Origin of the sequence: Streptomyces sp. NPDC051219 (assembly GCF_040682335.1) — a bacterium.
Taxonomy (GTDB): domain Bacteria; phylum Actinomycetota; class Actinomycetes; order Streptomycetales; family Streptomycetaceae; genus Streptomyces.
In genome coordinates this window covers 1-21,221 of sequence record NZ_JBFBAS010000017.1, presented here as the reverse complement: position 1 = coordinate 21,221, position 21,221 = coordinate 1, and the positions used below count along the sequence as shown (strand labels likewise).

General features: G+C 69.1%; 18 protein-coding genes. 14 read left to right on the top strand and 4 right to left on the bottom strand.

Going from position 1 to position 21,221, the window contains the following annotated elements; translation table 11 throughout:
* Nucleotides 1–142 precede the first annotated feature (142 nt).
* The 5 genes from eccB to AB0M62_RS20230 all read left to right on the top strand — a co-directional run bounded on the left by eccB (nt 143) and on the right by AB0M62_RS20230 (nt 4,607).
* Entirely contained in the window at nt 143–1,687 is a 1,545-nt protein-coding gene (gene eccB, locus AB0M62_RS20250; RefSeq protein ID WP_366075631.1) for a type VII secretion protein EccB, read from the top strand.
* Between the two features lie 41 nt (nt 1,688–1,728).
* Nucleotides 1,729–2,940 carry a type VII secretion-associated serine protease mycosin gene (mycP, locus tag AB0M62_RS20245; protein ID WP_366075630.1) on the top strand — a complete coding sequence of 404 codons (1,212 nt, stop codon included), beginning with the start codon at nt 1,729–1,731 and terminating at the stop codon, nt 2,938–2,940.
* A gap of 140 nt (nt 2,941–3,080) precedes the next feature.
* Nucleotides 3,081–3,728, top strand: a complete 648-nt coding sequence (locus tag AB0M62_RS20240; protein WP_366075629.1) for a hypothetical protein — start codon at nt 3,081–3,083, stop codon at nt 3,726–3,728.
* A 202-nt stretch (nt 3,729–3,930) separates the two neighbouring features.
* Entirely contained in the window at nt 3,931–4,272 is a 342-nt protein-coding gene (locus AB0M62_RS20235) for a WXG100 family type VII secretion target (protein ID WP_366075628.1), read from the top strand.
* 44 nt (nt 4,273–4,316) lie between these two features.
* Entirely contained in the window at nt 4,317–4,607 is a 291-nt protein-coding gene (locus AB0M62_RS20230; RefSeq protein WP_366075627.1) for a WXG100 family type VII secretion target, read from the top strand.
* Between the two features lie 88 nt (nt 4,608–4,695).
* Here the strand turns inward: AB0M62_RS20230 and AB0M62_RS20225 are convergent, their stop codons facing one another.
* Together AB0M62_RS20225 and eccCa are read right to left on the bottom strand one after the other, a co-directional pair.
* Entirely contained in the window at nt 4,696–4,929 is a 234-nt protein-coding gene (locus tag AB0M62_RS20225; RefSeq protein WP_366075626.1) for a DUF397 domain-containing protein, read from the bottom strand.
* A gap of 78 nt (nt 4,930–5,007) precedes the next feature.
* Entirely contained in the window at nt 5,008–8,961 is a 3,954-nt protein-coding gene (gene eccCa / locus AB0M62_RS20220) for a type VII secretion protein EccCa (protein WP_366075625.1), read from the bottom strand.
* Nucleotides 8,962–9,132: 171 nt separating this feature from the next.
* Here eccCa and eccD point away from each other — a divergent pair, with 171 nt between their 5' ends.
* From eccD to AB0M62_RS20190, 6 genes are all read left to right on the top strand, one after another.
* Nucleotides 9,133–10,605, top strand: a complete 1,473-nt coding sequence (gene eccD / locus AB0M62_RS20215) for a type VII secretion integral membrane protein EccD (RefSeq protein WP_366075623.1) — start codon at nt 9,133–9,135, stop codon at nt 10,603–10,605.
* 181 nt (nt 10,606–10,786) lie between these two features.
* Entirely contained in the window at nt 10,787–11,074 is a 288-nt protein-coding gene (gene rpsO / locus AB0M62_RS20210; protein ID WP_254373939.1) for a 30S ribosomal protein S15, read from the top strand.
* Between the two features lie 264 nt (nt 11,075–11,338).
* The gene (locus AB0M62_RS20205; RefSeq protein ID WP_366075622.1) at nt 11,339–13,561 is read left to right on the top strand and encodes a polyribonucleotide nucleotidyltransferase; all 2,223 of its coding nucleotides are present in this window, start codon (nt 11,339–11,341) and stop codon (nt 13,559–13,561) included.
* Nucleotides 13,558–14,937: a pitrilysin family protein gene (locus tag AB0M62_RS20200; protein ID WP_366075621.1), complete on the top strand. Its 1,380-nt coding sequence runs from the start codon at nt 13,558–13,560 to the stop codon at nt 14,935–14,937. The genes AB0M62_RS20205 and AB0M62_RS20200 overlap by 4 nt, the downstream gene beginning before the upstream one ends.
* Before the next feature lie 82 nt (nt 14,938–15,019).
* Nucleotides 15,020–15,775: a 4-hydroxy-tetrahydrodipicolinate reductase gene (dapB, locus tag AB0M62_RS20195; RefSeq protein WP_366075620.1), complete on the top strand. Its 756-nt coding sequence runs from the start codon at nt 15,020–15,022 to the stop codon at nt 15,773–15,775.
* Between the two features lie 14 nt (nt 15,776–15,789).
* The gene (locus AB0M62_RS20190; protein WP_366075619.1) at nt 15,790–16,242 is read left to right on the top strand and encodes a hypothetical protein; all 453 of its coding nucleotides are present in this window, start codon (nt 15,790–15,792) and stop codon (nt 16,240–16,242) included.
* An 18-nt stretch (nt 16,243–16,260) separates the two neighbouring features.
* On the opposite strand, the gene AB0M62_RS20185 is transcribed toward AB0M62_RS20190, so the two are convergent.
* On the bottom strand, nt 16,261–16,830 hold the full coding sequence (locus tag AB0M62_RS20185; protein ID WP_366075618.1) for a PH domain-containing protein: 570 nt from the start codon (nt 16,828–16,830) through the stop codon (nt 16,261–16,263).
* Between the two features lie 94 nt (nt 16,831–16,924).
* Complete coding sequence (locus AB0M62_RS20180) at nt 16,925–17,164, bottom strand: hypothetical protein (protein WP_366075617.1); 240 nt, start codon at nt 17,162–17,164, stop codon at nt 16,925–16,927.
* 141 nt (nt 17,165–17,305) lie between these two features.
* On the opposite strand from AB0M62_RS20180, the gene thyX reads away from it, so the two are divergent.
* The 3 genes from thyX to AB0M62_RS20165 all read left to right on the top strand — a co-directional run bounded on the left by thyX (nt 17,306) and on the right by AB0M62_RS20165 (nt 20,921).
* Nucleotides 17,306–18,046, top strand: coding sequence for an FAD-dependent thymidylate synthase (thyX, locus tag AB0M62_RS20175; protein WP_366075616.1), 741 nt, complete (start codon nt 17,306–17,308; stop codon nt 18,044–18,046).
* A gap of 178 nt (nt 18,047–18,224) precedes the next feature.
* Nucleotides 18,225–19,124: a 4-hydroxy-tetrahydrodipicolinate synthase gene (gene dapA, locus AB0M62_RS20170; protein ID WP_366075615.1), complete on the top strand. Its 900-nt coding sequence runs from the start codon at nt 18,225–18,227 to the stop codon at nt 19,122–19,124.
* A gap of 111 nt (nt 19,125–19,235) precedes the next feature.
* On the top strand, nt 19,236–20,921 hold the full coding sequence (locus tag AB0M62_RS20165; protein ID WP_366075614.1) for a ribonuclease J: 1,686 nt from the start codon (nt 19,236–19,238) through the stop codon (nt 20,919–20,921).
* Nucleotides 20,922–21,221 lie beyond the last annotated feature (300 nt).

Here is a 21,221-nt window from a genome sequence, read left to right as displayed (position 1 = left end):
TACGACAAGGGCTTTGGCGGCGGGATCACCCTACCCGCCCCGCAACGGCCGACCGTCAACAGGCATAGTAGGGGGCCGGTCCGACAACCAAGGCCCGGGGCTGTGCTCACTATTGGGGCCGCGCGGGGAGAAACAGGCACTCATGGCATCACGGCGGGATGAGCTCAACGCGTACACCTTTGCGAAGAAGCGCACGGTGGCCGCGTTTCTGCAGCCTTCACCATCTGGCACGGAAGAGGGGGCGCCGCGCGCGATGCGTGCCGTCGTCCCCAGCGTGATCGTCGCCACCCTCGTGATGGCCGGCTTCGGCGCCTGGGGCATGTTCAAGCCCAAGGCCCCCAAGGACTGGGCCGCACCCGGCACCAAGGTGATCGTCGGCAAGAACTCGACCACCCGATACGTCGTGCTCTCCACCGGCAAGGGCAAGAACAAGAAGACCCTGCTCCACCCCGTGCTGAACCTCGCTTCGGCGCGATTGCTGCTCAACCCGAGGCAGTTCGCCGTGATCCAGGTCAGCGACGACATCCTGGACGCCGGCAAGCCCCCGCGCGGCCCGATCCTCGGTATCCCGTACGCCCCGGACCGGTTGCCCGGGGAGAAGGACGCCGGCAAGGCCAAGCGATGGGCGGTCTGCCAGCAGCCGGGCGGCCAGGGCAAGACCGTTCAGAAGGCGACGTTCGTGTTCGCCGACCGTGAGGCGGGCAGGGTCGACGGCACGCAGCGGCTGAAGGACGGCGAAGTCCTGTACGTCCAGGGGCAGAACAAGGCCCGCTACCTCGTGGACGCGGCCGGGACCAAGTATGCGATCGGCGGTGCGCCGGCCGAGCAGGAGACCCTGACGCTCGCGCTCGTCGGCAACGAGGAGCCGCAGTCGGTCACCGACGACTGGCTGGCCACCCTGCACACCGGCAGTCCGGTCTCCTTCCCCCGACTCCCCGGCACGGTCGGGGCGGACGCCGGTATCCAGGGACAGCTCTCGGCGGACGAGAACAAGGTCGGAATGGTTCTGAAGACCGAGACCGGTTCCGGACCGCAGCACTACGTCGTACTCCAGGGCAAGGTGCAGCCCGTCTCGGAGTTCACCGCGCGGCTGATCATCACCTCTCCGGCCACGAAGACGCTGGACATGGAAGGCAAGGCGCGCGACGTCGACCTCCAGGACTTCCGGCCGGACGGCGAGACGTTCGCCGGTGGCCTCAAGTGGCCCGAGCGCAGGGCTGTACAGGTCAACTCCGCCGCCGGAGGCGGCGACCGGGACACGGTCTGCAGCGTGCTGCGCAAGGTCGACGACAAGGGCCGTACGACGCTGAGCACATGGGCGGGGCCGAAGTACCCGGCGGAGATCACCGCCACCGGCACCAGCACCTATGTGACCCCCGGAACCGGCCTGCTGTACACGCAGGTCCAGGGCAACCAGACCCGGCCCGACGGCTCCCTCTTCCTGGTGACCGACACCGGACTCAGGTACGCCGTACAGGCGAACGGCGACAGCGACGCCGAGCAGTCGGACATCGGCGCGGGCGACCAGGAGAAGCAGCGGGACGGCCGGCCCGAGCCCAGCGAGGCGCAAATCCGGCTCGGATACGAGAAGGTCCTCCCCGTTCTCGTGCCCATCACCTGGTCGGAGTTCCTGGCGAAGGGCCCGCGCCTCGACACCAACAGCGCCCGCCAGCCCCAGGGCTCGTGACCGCGCCGCAGCGCACCGTCTCACGGGGGAGAGGACCACACGTGTTGACCCAGAAGACCGCTCTGCTCGCCGCCGGCCTCGCACTGGCCGGTCTCGCGGCAGCGCCGCCGTCGAGCGCGCAGGACAACGGCCCGCGCGCTCGTCTCGACGGCGGCGGGGAGTGCACCTTCCCGATGAAGAAGCAGCTGGAGGGCCGCCCCTGGGCGCTCCAGCGCGTCCTGCTCGACGAACTCTGGCAGGACACCAAGGGCAAGGGCGTACGCGTCGCGGTCATCGACACCGGCGTCGACAACGTCAACGTCCAGCTCAAGGGCGCGGTCGACGCCTCCGCGGGCCGGGACTTCCTCACCAAGGGCGGGGACGGCACGGACGACGAGGTCGGCCACGGCACCAAGGTCGCCGGCCTCATCGCGGCCCGGCCGCGCGCGGGCACCGGATTCGTCGGGCTCGCACCCGAGGCCACGATCATCCCGATCCGGCAGAACGACGAGAAGAACAGCGGCAACGACAAGACGATGGCCGAGGCCATCGAGCACGCGCTGGCCAAGAAGGCCGACATCATCAACATCTCGCAGGACACGACCAAGCCGCTGTCGGCCACGTCGCGGCTCGCGCTGGCGGTGAAGAAGGCCATCGACCAGGACGTGCTGGTGGTCGCCTCGGCCGGTAACGACGGCCTGGACGGCAAGCAGAAGAACACCTATCCGGCGGCATTCGACGGCGTGCTCGCCGTCGCCTCATCCGACCGCAACAACGAGCGTGCGGAGTTCTCGCAGTCCGGCGCGTTCGTCGGGGTCGCCGCGCCCGGCGTCGACATGGTCTCGACCGTGCCCGGCAACGGCCAGTGCGTCGACAACGGAACCAGCTTCTCCGCGCCGTACGTCTCCGGTGTCGCGGCCCTGATCAAGGCCAAGCACCCGGACTGGACCCCGCCCCAGATCATCGCCCAGATCGAGCAGACGGCGGAGCGTTCCATCAACGGCCACGACAACTTCGTCGGCTGGGGGGTCGTGGACCCGGTGCGTGCCCTCACCGGCGACGAGACCCCCAAGCAGTCGCCGACACCGGACCCGGGCCCTGCCAGACCGCCAGCCCCGGAGGCCGCCCATCTGGCCATGACCGAGACCGCCCAGGAGCGCGACGAGCGTTACGCGACGTACGTGCTGGGCATCGGCGTCGTCCTGGTCGCGGTGATCGCGGGCACGGCCATCGTGATCCGCGACTCCCGCCGCCGGCGTCGCACCACCGACTGAGGGGCCCTGAGTTGAGTTTCGGCCCTCCGCCCCCGACGTTCTCGGCCGCTGCCGCCGACGGCGCCCGGCCCGGTCGTCCCGCCGCCGCCGGAGCGCGGCGGCAGACGCCGGACGGTTCTGGTGCAGTGTGACTCGCGCTCGTGCTGATCGCGGGACTGTGCGGTGGCGGGTGGCTGCTCTGGGAACGCGACGGCGGAGGCGGCGCCGCGGGGACGGAGGAGAAGGCTCCGACGGCGGGAGCCAATTCCGGTGGTGTGCGGGAGACCGTGGAGAAGTCGCCTGCCAACTCCCGGGGCGAACTGCTGTACCGGATCGCCTCCCCGCGGCTGCCCGTGGCCGAAGTGACGCAATCGCCGGGCACATGGGCGACCGAGCGGACATTCGCCAAGACTCTGGACAGCGAGGTGGTGGGTTACCGGGCCGAGAGGGGCAAGCAGGTGTGGAAAATACCGCTTTCCGGTGTGGTGTGTGCCGCTGCGCGTCATGTCACGGACGACGGCCTGACCGCGGTCGTGTTCGAGACGGGGCGCCGGAAGAACGAGCAGCTCGTGGGGGACGTTCCGGGCGCGGTCCTGAGCATCGACCCCGCCACCGGTAAGGAGAAGGTCCTGCTCACGGCGCCGGATCTCCAGGACGTGGGGATGCTGCTGACGCCCCGCTCCACGGAGATGGCGTACGAGCACGGCCGGCTCTACTCCGGCGCCCCCACGGTGTACGGCCCCTCCGAGCCGAACGTGGGCCCCGGTCTCGACAAAATGCCCGTCGCAATCGCCCTCGGAGGGCGCTGATCCGCCCTCCCGGGCTGCGTCGCAGCGGCCTGTCCGTGAGCCAAGTCTCGTACGAGGCTTTGCAGTTGGAACTGTCACTCCGAGTGGTTAGAGTGACTCGTAGTATCACGTGAGTGATCCGCAACACGGGGGACCGGCTCTGCCGGCAAGTCCTCGACAACCTCAGTAGCGACCCCGGTCGCTACCGACAACAGGAGGAAAGATGGCGACTCCAAACCTCAACGTAACCACCTCCGATCACGATGGCCTTGCCGGGGAGATCGACAGCCTCCAGCAGAAGCTCGACGACCGCATCCGTGCCCTCAACTCGGTCGTCGACCGGATTCAGGCCGGCTGGAAGGGCGCGGCGGGCAAGGAGTACGACACCCTGCAGCGCGGCGTGAACGAGCACGCGCGGAAGATTCAGGTCCGCCTTGTCGAGCTCGAGGAGACCATGCGGATGAGCTCGAAGGGGTTCACGGAGGAAGAGCAGCAGCGCATCGCCGAGCTGCGCCGGCTGGACGACACCCGCGCCGGCGAGAGCAAGATTCTCGGCATGGCCTGAGCCACCCCGGCCCTGTCCCTGAACCCCACGAAGAAGGAGAGAACATGACCACTGCGGTCAACTACGACACCGTGACCACGGCGGCCTCGGACGTCCGTCTGACGGGTCAGCAGCTCAGCCAGTGGCTCGACGACCTGATGGCCAAGGTCAAGGCCACCGCCGAGAACTGGGAAGGTGAGGCCAAGCTGGCCTACATCGAGATCCAGCGGGACCTGACCACGGAGATGTCCGGGATGAACGCCAAGCTCCTGCAGATCGCGCAGCTTCTCGACCAGTCGGTCGTCGGCTACCAGGACACCGACAAGGGCAACGCCGCCCGCTTCCGCATGCTCTGAGTCCGGCCCACCACGGACAAAGCAAGGGTGGTTGCCCGTCCCCGGGCAACCACCCTTTCGCGTACCTCGTGATGCTTGTCCGGCACCGCTACTTGAGGTCGAACTCGCCGTCCCGCGCCCCGAGTACGAAGGCCCGCCACTCGGCCTCCGTGTACCGCAGCACCGTGCCCGGGTCTGCGGACGACCGCATGGCCACCGCGCCGGCCGGCAGGTAGGCGATCTCGACCCGCTCCTCGTCCTCGGACGCGCCGGGCGCGCTGAGCCACTCGACCCCCGAGATGTCCAGGGCGTACAGCTCTTCCTTCTCGCGTGCATCAGCCATCAGTTGAGGATCCTTTCCAGATGTCCGGGGGCCAGCTTCGCAGAGCGGCCCCCGGATCCGCAGGTCAACGCCCTGCGCTCACCGGTCCGGCAGCCAGCCCAGCTGCACCAGCGGCGTTCCGCGCTTGCGCGAGACGAATGTGCCGCGGCCGGGAGGCATCGGACGCGCCCGTACGCTGCCCAGGATGTCGCCCTCGTTCCGGTCGCCGGACAGGACCACGCCCTGCGCACCCAGCTCCTTGACCCGCTGCATGAACGCCTCGTACATCGAGCGCGAAGCGCCCGCCGAACTCCGCGCGATGATGAACCGGATGCCCACGTCCCGCGCGAACGGCAGGTTCTCGACCAGGACCGCGAGCGGGTTACCGGAGTTCGTGGCGACCAGCTCGTAGTCATCGACGATCACGAAGAGCTGCGGTCCGGTCCACCAGCTGCGGTCCCGCAGCTGCTGCGGGGTGATGTCGGGCTTGGGGGCCCGCTTGGTCATCACCGTGTTGATGGCATCCATGTGCATCTGCATCGCCGAAGCCATCGGCGCGTACTCCAGCAGGTGCTCCGGAGGTACGGCCTCCAGCATGGTGCGCCGGTAGTCGCCGACCACGATCCGCGCCTGGTCCGGCGTGTACCGCTCAGTGATCTGCTTGGCGATCAGCCGCAGCAGCGAGGTCTTGCCCGACTCGCTCTCGCCGAAGACGAGGAAGAAGGGATCGGTCTCGAAGTCGACGAAGACCGGCTCCAGGTTCGTCTCGTCGATACCGATCGCGACGCCGTGCTGCGGGAACTCGAAGCCCTTCGGCAGCTGCTCGGCCGGCAGCTTGCGGGGCAGGAGCCGCACCGTCGGCGCCGAGGGCCCCGTCCAGTTGCCCTTGACCGCCTGCACGAACTGCGCCGTGCCCTCGGACAGGTCGTCGGCCCGGCTGACCGAGTCGATGCGCGGCAACGCACCCATGAAGTGCAGCTTCTCCGGCACCTGCCCGCGTCCCGGCACTCCGGCCGGCACGTTCGCCGCGACCCGGCGGTCGAACTCGGAGTCCATGACGTCTCCCAGCCGCAGTTCGAGCCGCCCCAGCATCTGGTCCTTGAGCGCCGCCCGGACCTCCATGTAGCGCGAGGCCGAGAGCACGACGTGGATGCCGTAGCCCAGACCTCGGCTCGCTATGTCGGACACGACTGCTTCGAGCATGTCGTAGTCGTTCTTGAACGCGCCCCAGCCGTCGATGACCAGGAAGACGTCCCCCCACGCCTCGCCCGGCAGTTCACCCGCCGCCCGGCGCCGCCGGTAGGTCGCGATGGAGTCGATGCCGTTGGCGCGGAAGAACTCCTCACGCCGGTTGAGTACTCCCGCGACCTCCGCGACCGTACGGCGGACCCGCTCCGGATCCAGGCGTGACGCGACCCCGCCCACGTGCGGCAGATCGGCCACGGCCGTCAGCCCGCCACCACCGAAGTCCAGCCCGTAGAACTGCACTTCACTCGGGGTGTGGGTGAGGGCGAACGACGAGACCAGCGTCCGCAGGAGCGTCGACTTGCCGGACTGCGGGCCGCCGATGACCATCATGTGGCCGGCCGCACCCGAGAAGTCCCGGTAGAGCACCTCGCGCCGCTGCTCGAACGGCTTGTCGATCAGACCCAGCGGTACGACCAGACCGCCCGGACGCGTGTAGCCGTCCGCGTGCAGCCCACGCTCCGCGGTCGGCGTAAGGGCCGGAAGCAACTGGTCCAGCGTCGGCGCCTCTTCCAGCGGCGGAAGCCACACCTGGTGGGCGGGCACGCCCTGGCCCTCCAGCCGCCGCACGATTACGTCCAGCACCGTGTCCGCGAGCGCGTCGTCCTCCGCGCGGGCCGCGGCGGTCAGATGCGCGGGGTCCGGCGCCGCGTACACGACCGGAACCGGCGCGGCCGTGAACACCGCGGGCCGCCGCTCGACCGGGAACTGCCCGACCGAGAGGTCGGGGCCGCCCGTCCGGTACGTACCGGAGACGTAGGCCGCCTTGAAGCGGGTCATCTGCTCCGTACCGAACTTCAGGTAGCCGGAGCCCGGCACCGAGGGCAGGTGGTACGCGTCCGGTACACCGATCGCCGTGCGCGACTCGGCGGCCGAGAAGGTGCGCAGACCGATCCGATACGAGAGATACGTGTCCAGGCCGCGCAGCTTGCCCTCCTCCAGGCGCTGCGAGGCGAGCAGCAGATGCACGCCGAGGGACCGGCCGATGCGGCCGATCTGAATGAACATGTCGATGAAGTCCGGCTTGGCGGTGAGGAGTTCGCTGAACTCGTCGATCACCAGGACGAGCGAGGCCAACGGCTCCAGCGGGGCACCCGCGGCGCGCGCCTTCTCGTAGTCGTGAATGTTCGCGTAGTTGCCCGCCGACCGGAGCAGTTCCTGCCTGCGCTGAAGCTCACCGCGAATCGAGTCGCCCATGCGGTCCACGAGCGTCAGGTCGTCGGCCAGGTTGGTGATGACCGCGGCGACGTGCGGCATGTGCGACATGCCGGTGAAGGTCGCACCTCCCTTGAAGTCCGCGAGGACGAAGTTGAGGGTCTCCGAGGTGTGGGTGACCGCCAGGCCGAGCACCAGCGTGCGCAGCAGCTCCGACTTGCCGGAACCGGTCGCACCGACACACAGCCCGTGCGGGCCCATGCCCTCCTGGGCGGCTTCCTTGAGGTCGAGCATCACGGGCTGGCCGTCCTCGCCGACACCGATCGGCACCCGCAACCGCTCGCCCGTCGACCGTGGCCGCCAGGTACGGGAGACGTCGATCGAGCCCGCGTCGCCCAGGTTCAGCAGGTCCGTGAAGTCCAGGTTGGCGAGCAGCGGTTCGTCGTCGTCGCCCCCACCCGTGCGCAGCGGCGCCAGCTGCCGGGCGAGCGCCTCGGCCGCCGGCAGCGACAGTCCGTCCGGTACGCCCTCGTACGCGACCCCGGCGCCCGACTCGAGCCGCAGCCGGCCCGGCCGGACCACCACGGACAGACCGCCGCGCGGCTCGTCCAGATCGCCGGAGACCACCTCCACGATGGTGACGCCCTGCAGCCCTTCGGGGGCGGCGAACGCCGAGTCGGGCGGAACCATCCCGCCGTCGAGCACCACGATCAGGTGCGGCTGGTCCAGCACCGGCTGAGCGTCCCGGCTGAACCGCGGCCGCCCGTCGAGCCGGCTGCCCAGCATTTGCTGCAGCTCGCCGAGGTCGTCGCCGAACAGCCGCTTGGACCCTGCGCCGTCCACCTGGCCGGGCAGCTGCGTGTGCGGCAGCCACTTGGTCCAGTCCCAGCGCTCAACCGCGCCGGGCGCCGCCACCACCGCGACCATCAGGTCCTCGGGGGAGTGCAGCGTGACGAGTTGGGCCACCAGAGCGCGCGCCGACGACTGGGCCGACTCCGCCTCCCCGGACACCGTCACGTGGTAGAAGGCGCGCATCGAGACGGCCACCGGCAGCCCGTCGAGCGAGCCGTGCACCGCGAGGAACTGCTGCATTGCGCCGGCGCTGAGCGGCTCCAGTTCGTCCACCGGAGCGGTGTCCGGTGCGATCAGCGGGGTGGCCAGCTGCTGGGCACCGAGCCCGAGCCGTGCCTGCCCGAAGTCCTTGTCACCCACCCGCCGTTCCCACACCCTGCTGCCCTCGGCGACGACTGACCACAGCTGTTCGGGGGCGGGGTGCAGATAGAGCTGCGCGTCGCGCTGCGCACGGGCGGTCCTGCGAACCTGACGACGCGTCTGCGACAGGTATTTGAGGTAGTCGCGGCGGACATCAGCCATTTGCCCCTGCGTACCCCGACGGAATCTGACGATCTGCGCGACGACCATCGCAACGGTCGAGAACAGCATCACCACGCCCATGATGCGCATGAAGGGCGGTGCCTGCGGAGAGAAGAAGAAGACCACCGACGAGCCCATGCCGAGCACCGGCAGGATCTGCATCAGCATGCCTTCCTGCTGCCCGCGCGGCAGTTCCGGAGGAGCCTCAAGTTGCAGCTCTTCCGAAGGCACTTCGGGCGGCAGGGACCGCGGCGGGCGTTTGACGACGATCTGGCTCACCGGAGCATCAATCCCTCGAATACGGACGGCTCGCCTTCACCGGCGCCCCCGTGACTGCTTGTTGGCGGACTTCCGTCCGCGCGACGGCGATCCTACTTGCAGACCGCAGTCACCCCTCCCGGTAGGGTGGCGCGCGCATTGTGCGCAACCGCGAATCAGGGGGTCCATCAGGTGAGTACGACCGCAGCGACCGGCTTCTGCAGGGTCACTGTCGTAGCGCCCGACAGCCGTATCGACGTCGCCCTCCCGGAGGACATCGCCGTCGCCGACGTCTACCCGGAGATACTGCGGCTGACCGGCCAGACCCAGCCCGCGGGCACACCCACCGGATACCACCTGGTGCGCCGCGACGGCACGGTCCTCGACGGGGCGCGCACGCTCGTCGCCCACCAGGTCCTGGACGGCGAAGTGCTCAGCCTGCGCCCGTTCGCCGAGTCGCTGCCGCCCGCGGTCTTCGACGACGTCTCAGACGCCGTCGCCTCCGCCGTCGTACGCGACCGCCACCTGTGGAGCGACGACCTGCTGCGCGGCGCCGGCCTCGTCGGCGGCGTTCTGCTGCTCGTCCTCATGGGCTTCGTGCTCTGGTTCGCCGACCCGGTCCGCCACGACATGCACGGACTGCCCGGCATCATCGCGGGCGCCGCCGGTGTACTGCTGACCGCCTTCGCCGGCGTACGGGCCCGGGTCTACGCCGACCGCGCCAGCGCCGTCGCCCTCGGCCTCGGCGGCCTGCCCCACCTGCTCATCGCCGGCTCCGGGATCATCGGCCCCGACGCGGGCCACGGACCCGGACGGCTGCAGTTCCTGCTCGGCTGCGTCTGCGTCCTGCTCGCCTCGGTCGCCCTCGTCGCGCTCACCCCCAGCGGGGACGCCCCCTTCGTCGCCGCCACCTTCCTCGCGACGGCGGGCACCCTGGCGACGTTCGTCGCGATCCTCACCGAAGCCTCGGCCACCGCGACCGCCGCCGTCTGCGCCCCCGTGGCGATCGGCCTGGTCGCCTTCCTTCCCGGCCTCTCCGCACGCTTCGCGCGGCTGCCCATCGGCTACGCCTCCCCGCGCAGCGCTGCCGGGGACGACTTCAACGCCGACCCGGACGAGACCCCGGAGGCCCAGCCCGTCGACGCCGACCGCATCGCGGCCCAGGCCCGCCGCGGCCACGAGATGCTGCTCGGCCTGGTCGGCGGCAGCGCGGCGGTCGTCGTCGGCAGCGCCGCCGTCCTCGGCTTCTCCCACAACATCTGGGGCCAGGTCCTCGCCCTCGTCACAGGCCTCGCGATGCTGCTGCGCGCCCGTCTCTTCCGCTACACCTCGCAGGTCACCTGTGTACTGGTGGCCGGCATCTCCGCGATCGGCCTGCTGATCCTCGGCCTCTCCCTCAATCCGCCGGCCGGCCTGCTGGTCGAACTCGTCCGCTTCGGCGACCGCGGCGCCCTGGACATCCGTACGATATGGCTCTCCTCGGCCGTCGCCGCCGGAGCCGCGCTGCTCACCGCCATCGGGCTGATCATCCCGAGGAAGGGCCTCTCCCCGTTCTGGGGCCGCCTCCTCGACCTCGCCGAGGGCGCCGTACTGCTCTCCCTGGTGCCGCTCTGCCTCGCCGTCCTCGACGTCTTCAACGCGGCGCGCTCGCTCACCAGCGGCTGACCGCCCGGGCGGTCAGCCGCGGTCCGGCAGGCTGGTACGCTGTGTGACGGCCGTTTGTGTACGCGTTCCCGGAGTATCTGGGAGCTGCGCCCAGCGGACCCCGCCTCCCGAGTAACGGAAGATCCCCAGAGAATTCGACCTGGGGCACTCGGTGGCCATACGAAGACCAAGAGGAGTACGCGTGTCGCTCGACGCCGCTACGAAGAAGCAGATCATGACCGAGTTCGGCACCAAGGAGGGCGACACCGGCTCCCCCGAGGTCCAGGTCGCGATGCTCTCCCGCCGTATCTCGGACCTGACCGAGCACCTCAAGACCCACAAGCACGACCACCACTCCCGCCGTGGTCTGCTGATCCTGGTCGGCCAGCGCCGCCGCCTGCTGCAGTACCTGGCCAAGAAGGACATCCAGCGCTTCCGTGCGCTGGTCGAGCGCCTCGGCATCCGCCGCGGCGCGGCGGGCGCCAAGTAAGACGCCGTGAAGGGAGCGGTTCCCACACCAAGGGGGCCGCTCCCTTTGCTGTACGTGCGAGACGTACCGGACCCTAAGTAGTCTGGTCACATACGCACAACCGAAGAGGAGGAGCGCCCTCCATCGCCGCCGGTCCTCGGTAGTGGCCCCCGGAAGACCACCTCCCGGGTGCTTCGATCGAAGACCGGCCCGCACACAAGGAGCGCTTCTCCGCCACCGTCCCCCGCCACACGGGTGAGGGACGAAGACGAGGAGAGAACGCTAGTGGAGAACGAGACCCACTACGCCGAGGCCGTTATCGACAACGGTTCCTTCGGCACCCGCACCATCCGCTTCGAGACGGGCCGTCTGGCCCGTCAGGCCGCCGGCTCCGCCGTGGCCTACCTGGACGACGAGACCATGGTCCTGTCTGCCACCACCGCTTCCAAGAAGCCCAAGGACCAGCTCGACTTCTTCCCTCTGACGGTGGACGTCGAGGAGCGGATGTACGCAGTCGGGAAGATCCCCGGCTCCTTCTTCCGACGTGAGGGCCGGCCCTCCGAGGACGCGATCCTCACCTGCCGCCTGATCGACCGCCCGCTGCGCCCGTCCTTCAAGAAGGGCCTGCGGAACGAGATCCAGATCGTCGAGACGATCATGGCGCTCAACCCCGACCACCTCTACGACGTGGTCGCGATCAACGCCGCCTCCTGCTCCACGCAGCTGGCCGGCCTGCCCTTCTCCGGCCCGATCGGCGGCACCCGTGTCGCCCTGATCAAGGGCCAGTGGGTCGCCTTCCCGACGCATACCGAGCTCGAGGACGCCGTCTTCGACATGGTGGTCGCGGGTCGCGTGCTCGAGGACGGCGACGTCGCGATCATGATGGTCGAAGCCGAGGCCACAGAGAAGACCATCGAGCTCGTCAAGGGCGGCGCCGAGGCGCCGACCGAGGAGATCGTCGCCGCCGGTCTCGAGGCCGCGAAGCCCTTTATCAAGGCACTGTGCAAGGCCCAGTCGGACCTCGCCGCCAAGGCCGCCAAGCCCACCGGCGAATTCCCGGTCTTCCTCGACTACCAGGACGACGTCCTGGAGGCGCTGACCGCAGCCGTCAAGGACGAGCTCTCGCAGGCGCTCACCATCCCCGGCAAGCAGGAGCGCGAGACCGAGCTGGACCGCGTCAAGGAGCTCGCCGCCGAGAAGCTGCTCCCGCAGTTCGAGGGCCGCGAGAAGGAGATCTCCGGTGCCTACCGCGCGCTGACCAAGAAGCTGGTCCGCGAGCGCGTCATCAAGGACAAGGTCCGCATCGACGGCCGTGGCGTCACGGACATCCGTACGCTCGCCGCCGAGGTCGAGGCCATCCCGCGCGTGCACGGCTCGGCGCTGTTCGAGCGTGGCGAGACCCAGATCCTGGGTGTCACCACCCTCAACATGCTCCGCATGGAGCAGCAGCTGGACACCCTTTCCCCGGTGACCCGCAAGCGCTACATGCACAACTACAACTTCCCGCCGTACTCCGTCGGTGAGACCGGCCGCGTCGGTTCGCCGAAGCGCCGCGAGATCGGCCACGGTGCGCTCGCCGAGCGCGCCATCGTGCCGGTGCTGCCGACGCGCGAGGAGTTCCCGTACGCCATCCGCCAGGTCTCCGAGGCGCTGGGCTCCAACGGCTCGACGTCCATGGGTTCGGTCTGTGCCTCCACCATGTCGCTGCTGAACGCCGGTGTGCCGCTCAAGGCCCCCGTCGCCGGTATCGCCATGGGTCTGATCTCCGAGGAGATCGACGGCAAGACCCACTACGTCGCCCTCACCGACATCCTCGGTGCGGAAGACGCCTTCGGTGACATGGACTTCAAGGTCGCCGGTACCAAGACCTTCGTCACCGCGCTCCAGCTCGACACCAAGCTCGACGGAATCCCCGCCTCGGTCCTGGCCGCCGCGCTGAAGCAGGCCCGCGACGCCCGCCTCCACATCCTCGATGTGATGAACGAGGCCATCGACGTCCCGGACGAGATGTCCCCGAACGCCCCGCGGATCATCACCGTCAAGATCCCGGTGGACAAGATCGGTGAGGTCATCGGCCCCAAGGGCAAGATGATCAACCAGATCCAGGAGGACACCGGCGCCGACATCACGATCGAGGACGACGGCACCATCTACATCGGTGCCGCTCAGGGCTCGCAGGCCGAGGCCGCCCGCGCCACGATCAACAGCATCGCCAACCCGACCATGCCGGAGGTCGGCGAGCGCTACCTGGGTACGGTCGTCAAGACCACCACCTTCGGTGCGTTCGTGTCCCTGCTCCCGGGCAAGGACGGCCTGCTGCACATCTCGCAGATCCGCAAGCTCGCCGGTGGCAAGCGCGTGGAGAACGTCGAGGACGTGCTCGCAATCGGCTCCAAGGTGCAGGTCGAGATCGCCGAGATCGACCAGCGCGGCAAGCTCTCCCTGATCCCCGTGATCGAGGGCGAAGAGGCCGCCGAGGACGACACGAAGGACGACGCTGCCAAGTGACGTCCCGTAGCTCACGGGCGACGGCCCGCACCTCCTCGGAGGTGCGGGCCGTCGCCCGTACCCAAACCCTCCTCAAGGGCCGCGACGGCGTCGGCACCGTCCGCCGGACCACGCTCCCGGGCGGGCTGCGCATCGTCACCGAGACGCTGCCCACGGTGCGCTCCGCGACCTTCGGCATCTGGGCGCACGTCGGCTCCCGCGACGAGACGCCGTCGCTGAACGGCGCCACGCACTACCTCGAACACCTCCTCTTCAAGGGCACGCGCGAGCGCAGCGCCCTCGACATCTCCGCTGCGATAGACGCGGTGGGCGGCGAGATGAACGCCTTCACGGCGAAGGAATACACCTGCTACTACGCACGTGTACTGGACACCGACCTGCCGCTCGCCATCGACGTGGTCTGCGACATGCTGACCGGCTCCCTGATCCTCGAAGAGGACGTCGACGCCGAGCGCGGCGTCATCCTCGAAGAGATCGCCATGACCGAGGACGACCCGGGCGACTGCGTGCACGACCTGTTCGCGCACACCATGCTCGGCGACACCCCCCTCGGCCGCCCGGTACTCGGCACGGTCGACACCGTCAACGTGCTGAACGCGGACCGCATCCGCCGCTTCTACAAGAAGCACTACGACCCCACGCACCTGGTCGTCGCGGCCGCCGGCAACGTCGACCACGCCACGGTGGTACGCCAGGTGCGCGCCGCGTTCGAGAAGGCCGGCGCCCTCAGCCGTACGGACGCCACGCCGCGCACCCCGCGCGAGGGCACGCGCGCCATCCGGACCGCCGGCCGGGTCGACCTGCTCAACCGCAAGACCGAGCAGGCCCACGTGGTCCTCGGCATGCCCGGCCTGGCCCGCACCGACGACCGCCGCTGGGCGCTCGGCGTGCTCAACACGGCCCTCGGCGGCGGTATGAGCTCCCGCCTCTTCCAGGAGGTACGGGAGAAGCGCGGCCTCGCCTACAGCGTCTACTCGTACACCTCGGGCTTCGCCGACTGCGGGCTCTTCGGGGTCTACGCCGGCTGTCGCCCCAGCCAGGTCCACGACGTACTGAAGATCTGCCGCGACGAACTCGACCGGGTCGCCTCCGACGGACTCTCCGACGAGGAGATGGACCGTGCCGTCGGTCAGCTCTCCGGATCCACGGTCCTCGGCCTGGAGGACACCGGTGCGCTGATGAACCGCATCGGCAAGAGCGAACTGTGCTGGGGCGAGCAGATGTCGGTCGACGACATGCTCGCCCGGATAGCTGCGGTGACCCCGGAGGAGGTCACCGCGGTCGCTCAGGATGTACTGGGGCGGCAGCCCTCCCTCTCGGTCATCGGCCCGCTGAAGGACAAGCAGGCCGACCGCCTGCACGAAGCGGTGGCCTGACGGCCCGCCCCTGCGGCCTCCGGTGCCGCGGGGCGCGGACCGCCACGACCGCCCGGAACCCGGAAACGAAGGAAGCACGAGCATGAGCAGCAAGCTGCGGGTGGCGGTTCTCGGCGCCCAGGGCCGTATCGGCTCCGAGGCGGTACGCGCCGTCGAGGCCGCCGAGGACATGGAACTCGTCGCAGCCCTCGGCCGCGGCGACAAACTGGAGACGCTGGTGGACGCCGGCGCCCAGGTCGTGATCGAGCTGACCACCCCCGCCTCGGTGATGGGCAACCTCGACTTCTGCGTCCGCCACGGCATCCACGCGGTCGTCGGCACCACCGGCTGGACCGACGAGCGCCTTGCCCACCTGCGCACCTCGCTCGACGCGTCCCCGCGGACCGGGGTCCTCATCGCGCCCAACTTCTCCATCGGCGCGGTCCTCACCATGAAGTTCGCCCAGCAGGCGGCCCGTTACTTCGAGTCAGTCGAGGTCGTCGAACTGCACCACCCCAACAAGGCCGACGCTCCGTCCGGCACCGCCACCCGCACCGCCCAGCTCATCGCCGAGGCGCGCGCCGAAGCGGGCTGTGCCCCTCAGCCGGACGCCACGGTCACCGCGCTGGACGGCGCCCGCGGCGCGGACGTCGACGGCATCCCGGTGCACGCCATCCGGCTGCGCGGCCTCCTCGCCCACCAGGAGGTCCTCCTCGGTGGCGAGGGCGAGACACTCACCATCCGACACGACTCCCTGCACCACAGCAGCTTCATGCCGGGCATCCTGCTCGGCGCGCGCCGCGTGGTGTCGACTCCGGGCCTCACCTTCGGCCTGGAACACTTCCTCGATCTGAACTGACGGTCCGGACAGTCATGCGCGCAAAGATCACTTACTTCGGCCTGGCCGCCGTCCTGGTCGTCTACTTCGTCCTGGTCGGCAGCCGCGGTGTCCTTCTCATCGAGCAGGGCACCCCGCTCACCATCGCCTTCGGTGTCTCGGTGCTCGTCCTGCCGCTGATCGGCTGCTGGTTCCTCTGGCACAGCACCCAGTTCGCCCGCAAGGCGAACAGGCTGGCGCAGGAGCTGGAGGCCGAAGGCGGCCTGCCCGTGGACGAGTTGGCCCGTACCCCGGGCGGGCGTATCGACCGCGACTCCGCCGACGCCGTGTTCGCCAAGCGCCGCGCGGAGACGGAGGACGCCCCGGACGACTGGCGCTCGTGGTTCCGCCTCGCCATCGCCTACCACGACGCGCGGGACACCCCGCGCGCCCGCAAGGCGATGCAGCGGGCGATCGCACTGCACGACGGACGGCCGGTACGGGCCTGAAGCGCCCGGCAGCCGGACTCAGAGGCCGTACTCGGCGCCCCACGCCTCCACGGTGTCGGCCGCCCGGTCGAAGGCCTCGGGGCGCTGCAGGAAGTCCGCGTTGTGATCGGTGAGCAGTGCGGGCAGCTGCTCACCGCCGTGCTGCTCGACGACCAGGGCCTGTCCCTGCACGGTGCGCGGCAGGCCGAGCCACCGCACCGGCTGCTGGACCGTGCGTACGCCGGTGATCTGATCCCACCGCAGGGTCGTCGTCGCGAAGAACCCCACCTGGCGCAGTCCGTGCCGGCTCACCCACACGCCCATGCGCAACAGCCGCAGCGCGCAGCCGATGACGGCGGCCGCGGCCCCCAGACACACGCCGGCGCCGGCCAGCGCGCCCGCGAAAGCGATGATCATCGTCGCCAGCAGCATGAACGAGGTCAGAAGCAGCAGCACCGCCGCCGCCGCCACCCGCCAGGGACCGGGCCGGTAGGGGCGCCGCCAGTAGTCGTGGTCGTGGTCGTGGTCGTCGAACGGCAGCGCGGCATCGTCCGGGCTCTCGGCGTCCGCGCCGAACGCGCGGTCGGCCGTCAGGAAGGGCAGGGGCACGGCTGGTCCTCACTCACAAGCACACTCGATGGGGCTGTGCCCGGTGAGGCTACCCAGCCCTCCGGAGACCGACCACCCCAGGGGGCCGGACGAGTCAGTGCCCGTCGGACGCCTCCGACTGCTGGGTCCTGCTCGGTGCCTGTGGCGATTCGAGCGCCGGCAGTCCGAACAGCAGAGATCCGGCCAGTCCCGCCACCACCGTCAGTCCGATCAGCGTGCGGCCGGCGATCTGCGACTTCGTGGCACGCCCTCGCGGTGGCGGAGTGACGTTGCTGCGAAATCGGGCGGCCTCGGCGACGAAGGCGAACGGGACGGGCTCTCGCCGGCGGAACATGGAGGGGGTCACTCATGCGATACGGGGTCCGGTGTTACCAGGACAGACGAGCAAAAGGCCCAAATGGTGCCCGATTTCGGCCGGAAAAAGTTGGTCTAGAGTGGGCGCCGCCCGAGCGATGCAACTGGAAGGACCCCGCCGGTGAGCGAGACCCCCGCCTCAGACCCGAAGCCCAGCTTCCGCAGCGACGTCACCGTCGAACTCGTGAAGCACACCGCCGGTGACTCCGACGTGCTGTGGGCCGCCCGGGTCTCCACGGCCGGAGAGCAGTCCCTCGAAGAGCTGGCCAAGGACCCGGAGCGCTCCAAAGGGCTCATCAACTACCTGATGCGGGACCGCCACGGCAGCCCCTTCGAGCACAATTCGATGACCTTCTTCATCAGCGCCCCCATCTTCGTCTTCCGCGAGTTCATGCGACACCGCGTGGGCTGGTCGTACAACGAGGAGTCCGGCCGCTACCGCGAGTTGCAGCCCGTCTTCTACGTACCGGGCGAGGACCGCAAGCTCGTCCAGGAGGGCAGGCCCGGAAAGTACGTCTTCGTGGACGGGACCCCGGAGCAGCAGCAGCTCACCACCCGTGTGATGGAGGACTCGTACCGTCAGGCGTACGAGGCGTACCAGGAGATGCTGGCCGCGGGCGTGGCCCGCGAAGTGGCCCGCGCCGTCCTCCCCGTCGGCCTCTTCTCGTCGATGTACGCCACATGCAACGCCCGCTCGCTGATGCACTTCCTCGGCCTGCGGACGCAGCACGACCAGGCGACCGTCCCGTCCTTCCCGCAGCGGGAGATCGAGATGGTGGGCGAGAAGATGGAAGAGCACTGGGCCAAGCTCATGCCCCTCACGTACACGGCGTTCAACAACAACGGCCGAGTGGCCCCGTAGGGCACAGATGTACGGACGGGCCCCGCGAAGTGTCCGTATTGCGAGCTTTCGAGAAGTTCATCTAGGCTGATCAAACGGACCCGGCACTGCTTGAACCCCCGAGCAGGCAGTGTCGGGCTCCACCGCTTCGGTCCCCCGAGGGGGCACCACGCGCTGAGCAGCGAGTAGCGTGTTACCCATGGCTCCGATCTCCACTCCGCAGACCCCCTTCGGGCGGGTCCTCACCGCTATGGTCACGCCCTTCACGGCGGACGGCGCACTCGACCTCGACGGCGCTCAGCGGCTCGCCGCCCATCTGGTGGACGCAGGCAACGACGGCCTGATCATCAACGGCACCACCGGCGAGTCCCCGACCACCAGCGACGTGGAGAAAAACGACCTCGTACGAGCCGTACTGGAGGCCGTCGGAGACCGGGCCCACGTCGTCGCAGGCATCGGGACCAACGACACCCACCACAGCATCGAGCTGGCCCGTACGGCCGAACGGACCGGCGCCCACGGCCTCCTCGCGGTGACGCCGTACTACAACAAGCCTCCGCAGGAGGGTCTCCTCCGGCACTTCACGGCGATCGCCGACGCAACCGGGCTGCCGGTCATGCTGTACGACATCCCCGGCCGCAGCGGCGTCCCGATCAACACCGAGACCATCGTCCGGCTCGCCGAGCACCCGCGGATCGTCGCCAACAAGGACGCCAAGGGCGACCTGGGTCGCGCCAGCTGGGCCATCGCCCGCAGCGGCCTCGCCTGGTACTCCGGTGACGACATGCTCAACCTTCCGCTGCTCTCCGTCGGCGCCGTCGGCTTCGTCTCCGTGGTGGGCCATGTGGTCACGCCGGACCTGCGCGCTCTCCTGGAGGCGCACCTCAGCGGTGACGTCCAGAAGGCCACCGAGATCCACCAGAAGCTGCTCCCCGTCTTCACCGGTATGTTCCGCACCCAGGGCGTGATCACCACCAAGGCGGCGCTGGCCCTCCAGGGCCTCCCGGCGGGCCCGCTGAGGCTCCCGATGGTGGAGCTCACCGCCGAGGAGACGGCTCAGCTCAAGATCGACCTGGCGGCCGGCGGGGTAGAGCTGTAACCACAGACTTCACAACTGAATAGGCAACAACGCAGACGACAGCAAGTGCACGAATGCATGCGCGCCACGTGCCTGAAGCAGGTACGTGGCGCGTGTGGTGAGGAGAGTCTTTTGAGCCATCCGCATCCTGAACTCGGCCCCCCGCCGAAGCTGCCCAAGGGCGGCCTCCGCATCACCCCACTCGGTGGTCTCGGCGAAATCGGCCGCAACATGACCGTCTTCGAGTACGGCGGCCGACTGCTCATCGTCGACTGCGGCGTCCTCTTCCCCGAGGAGGAGCAGCCGGGAATCGACCTGATCCTGCCGGACTTCTCGTCCATCAGGGACCGTCTCGACGACATCGAAGGCATCGTGCTCACGCACGGCCACGAGGACCACATCGGCGGCGTCCCCTTCCTGCTCCGTGAGAAGCCCGACATCCCGCTGATCGGCTCCAAGCTGACGCTCGCCCTGATCGAGGCGAAGCTCCAGGAGCACCGGATCCGTCCGTACACCCTGGAGGTGTCGGAGGGCCACCGCGAGCGCATCGGTCCATTCGACTGCGAATTCGTCGCGGTCAACCACTCGATCCCGGACGCCTTGGCCGTCGCGATCCGTACGCCTGCCGGCATGGCTGTCCACACCGGCGACTTCAAGATGGACCAGCTCCCGCTGGACCGGCGCCTCACGGACCTGCCGACCTTCGCCAAGCTGGGGGAGGAGGGCATCGACATCCTGCTCTCCGACTCGACCAACGCGGAGGTTCCGGGCTTCGTCCCGCCGGAGCGGGACATCTCCAACGTCCTGCGTACGGTCTTCGCGAACGCCCAGAAGCGCATCATCGTGGCCAGCTTCGCCAGCCACGTGCACCGCATCCAGCAGATCCTGGACGCGGCGCACGAGTACGGCAGGCGCGTCGCGTTCGTGGGCCGGTCGATGGTCAGGAACATGGGCATCGCCCGCGACCTGGGCTATCTCAAGGTCCCCGCGGGCCTGGTCGTGGACGTCAAGACCCTCGACGACCTGCCGGACCACGAAGTCGTGCTGATCTGCACGGGTTCGCAGGGTGAGCCGATGGCCGCGCTCTCGCGCATGGCCAACCGCGATCACCAGATCCGGATCGTCCCGGGCGACACGGTGATCCTGGCCTCGTCTCTCATCCCGGGCAACGAGAACGCGGTCTTCCGCGTGATCAACGGGCTGAGCCGATGGGGAGCGAACGTCGTCCACAAGGGCAACGCCAAGGTGCACGTCTCCGGCCACGCCTCGGCGGGCGAGCTCCTGTACTTCTACAACATCTGCAAGCCGAAGAACCTGATGCCGGTCCACGGCGAATGGCGCCACTTGCGTGCCAACGCCGAGCTGGGCGCCCTGACCGGCGTACCCAAGGACCGCGTGGTCATCGCCGAGGACGGCGTGGTGGTCGACTTGGTCGACGGAGTCGCCAAGATCGTCGGCAAGGTCCAGGCCGGTTACGTGTACGTCGACGGCCTCTCGGTCGGCGACGTCACCGAGGTCCATCTCAAGGACCGCCGCATCCTCGGCGAGGAGGGCATCATCTCGGTCTTCATGGTCGTGGACAGCACGACCGGCAAGATCGTGGGCGGCCCGAACATCCACGCCCGCGGCTCCGGCATCGACGACTCGGCGTTCACCGGCGTGATCCCGAAGATCGACGAGGCTCTGAGCAAGTCGGCCCAGGACGGCGTCCTGGAGCCCCACCAGGTGCAGCAACTCATCCGCCGCACGGTGGGCAAGTGGGTGTCCGACAACTACCGCCGGCGCCCGATGATCCTGCCCGTCGTCGTCGAGGTCTGACGGAGTGACAGGAGCGGGGCTCCCCGATTTGCATCGGGCAGCCCCGCTCCAGTACGTTTACGGCTCCGCCTGACGGGAACCCGCAGTACTTGTGTGCCGGGGTGCCTGTTCCCGAAAGGGAGGCGGAATTCCGACCCGGAGAGATCTGATAATGTCGGAGTCGCCGGAAAGATAAACGCGAAAGCGGAGATCTGGAAGGTAAACCAATCCCACTTCGACTGGGAATCGGACACGAAAGAGTCTGATAGAGTCGGAAACGCAAGACCGAAGGGAAGCGCCCGGAGGAAAGCCCGAGAGGGT

Coding starts and splice junctions, on each gene's coding strand:
- eccB (WP_366075631.1), top strand. CDS start 143: ATGGCATCACGGCGGGATGAGCTCAACGCGTACACCTTTGCGAAGAAG.
- AB0M62_RS20235 (WP_366075628.1), top strand. CDS start 3,931: ATGGCGACTCCAAACCTCAACGTAACCACCTCCGATCACGATGGCCTT.
- AB0M62_RS20230 (WP_366075627.1), top strand. CDS start 4,317: ATGACCACTGCGGTCAACTACGACACCGTGACCACGGCGGCCTCGGAC.
- AB0M62_RS20225 (WP_366075626.1), bottom strand. CDS start 4,929: ATGGCTGATGCACGCGAGAAGGAAGAGCTGTACGCCCTGGACATCTCG.
- dapB (WP_366075620.1), top strand. CDS start 15,020: ATGAGCAGCAAGCTGCGGGTGGCGGTTCTCGGCGCCCAGGGCCGTATC.
- AB0M62_RS20190 (WP_366075619.1), top strand. CDS start 15,790: ATGCGCGCAAAGATCACTTACTTCGGCCTGGCCGCCGTCCTGGTCGTC.
- AB0M62_RS20180 (WP_366075617.1), bottom strand. CDS start 17,164: ATGTTCCGCCGGCGAGAGCCCGTCCCGTTCGCCTTCGTCGCCGAGGCC.
- dapA (WP_366075615.1), top strand. CDS start 18,225: ATGGCTCCGATCTCCACTCCGCAGACCCCCTTCGGGCGGGTCCTCACC.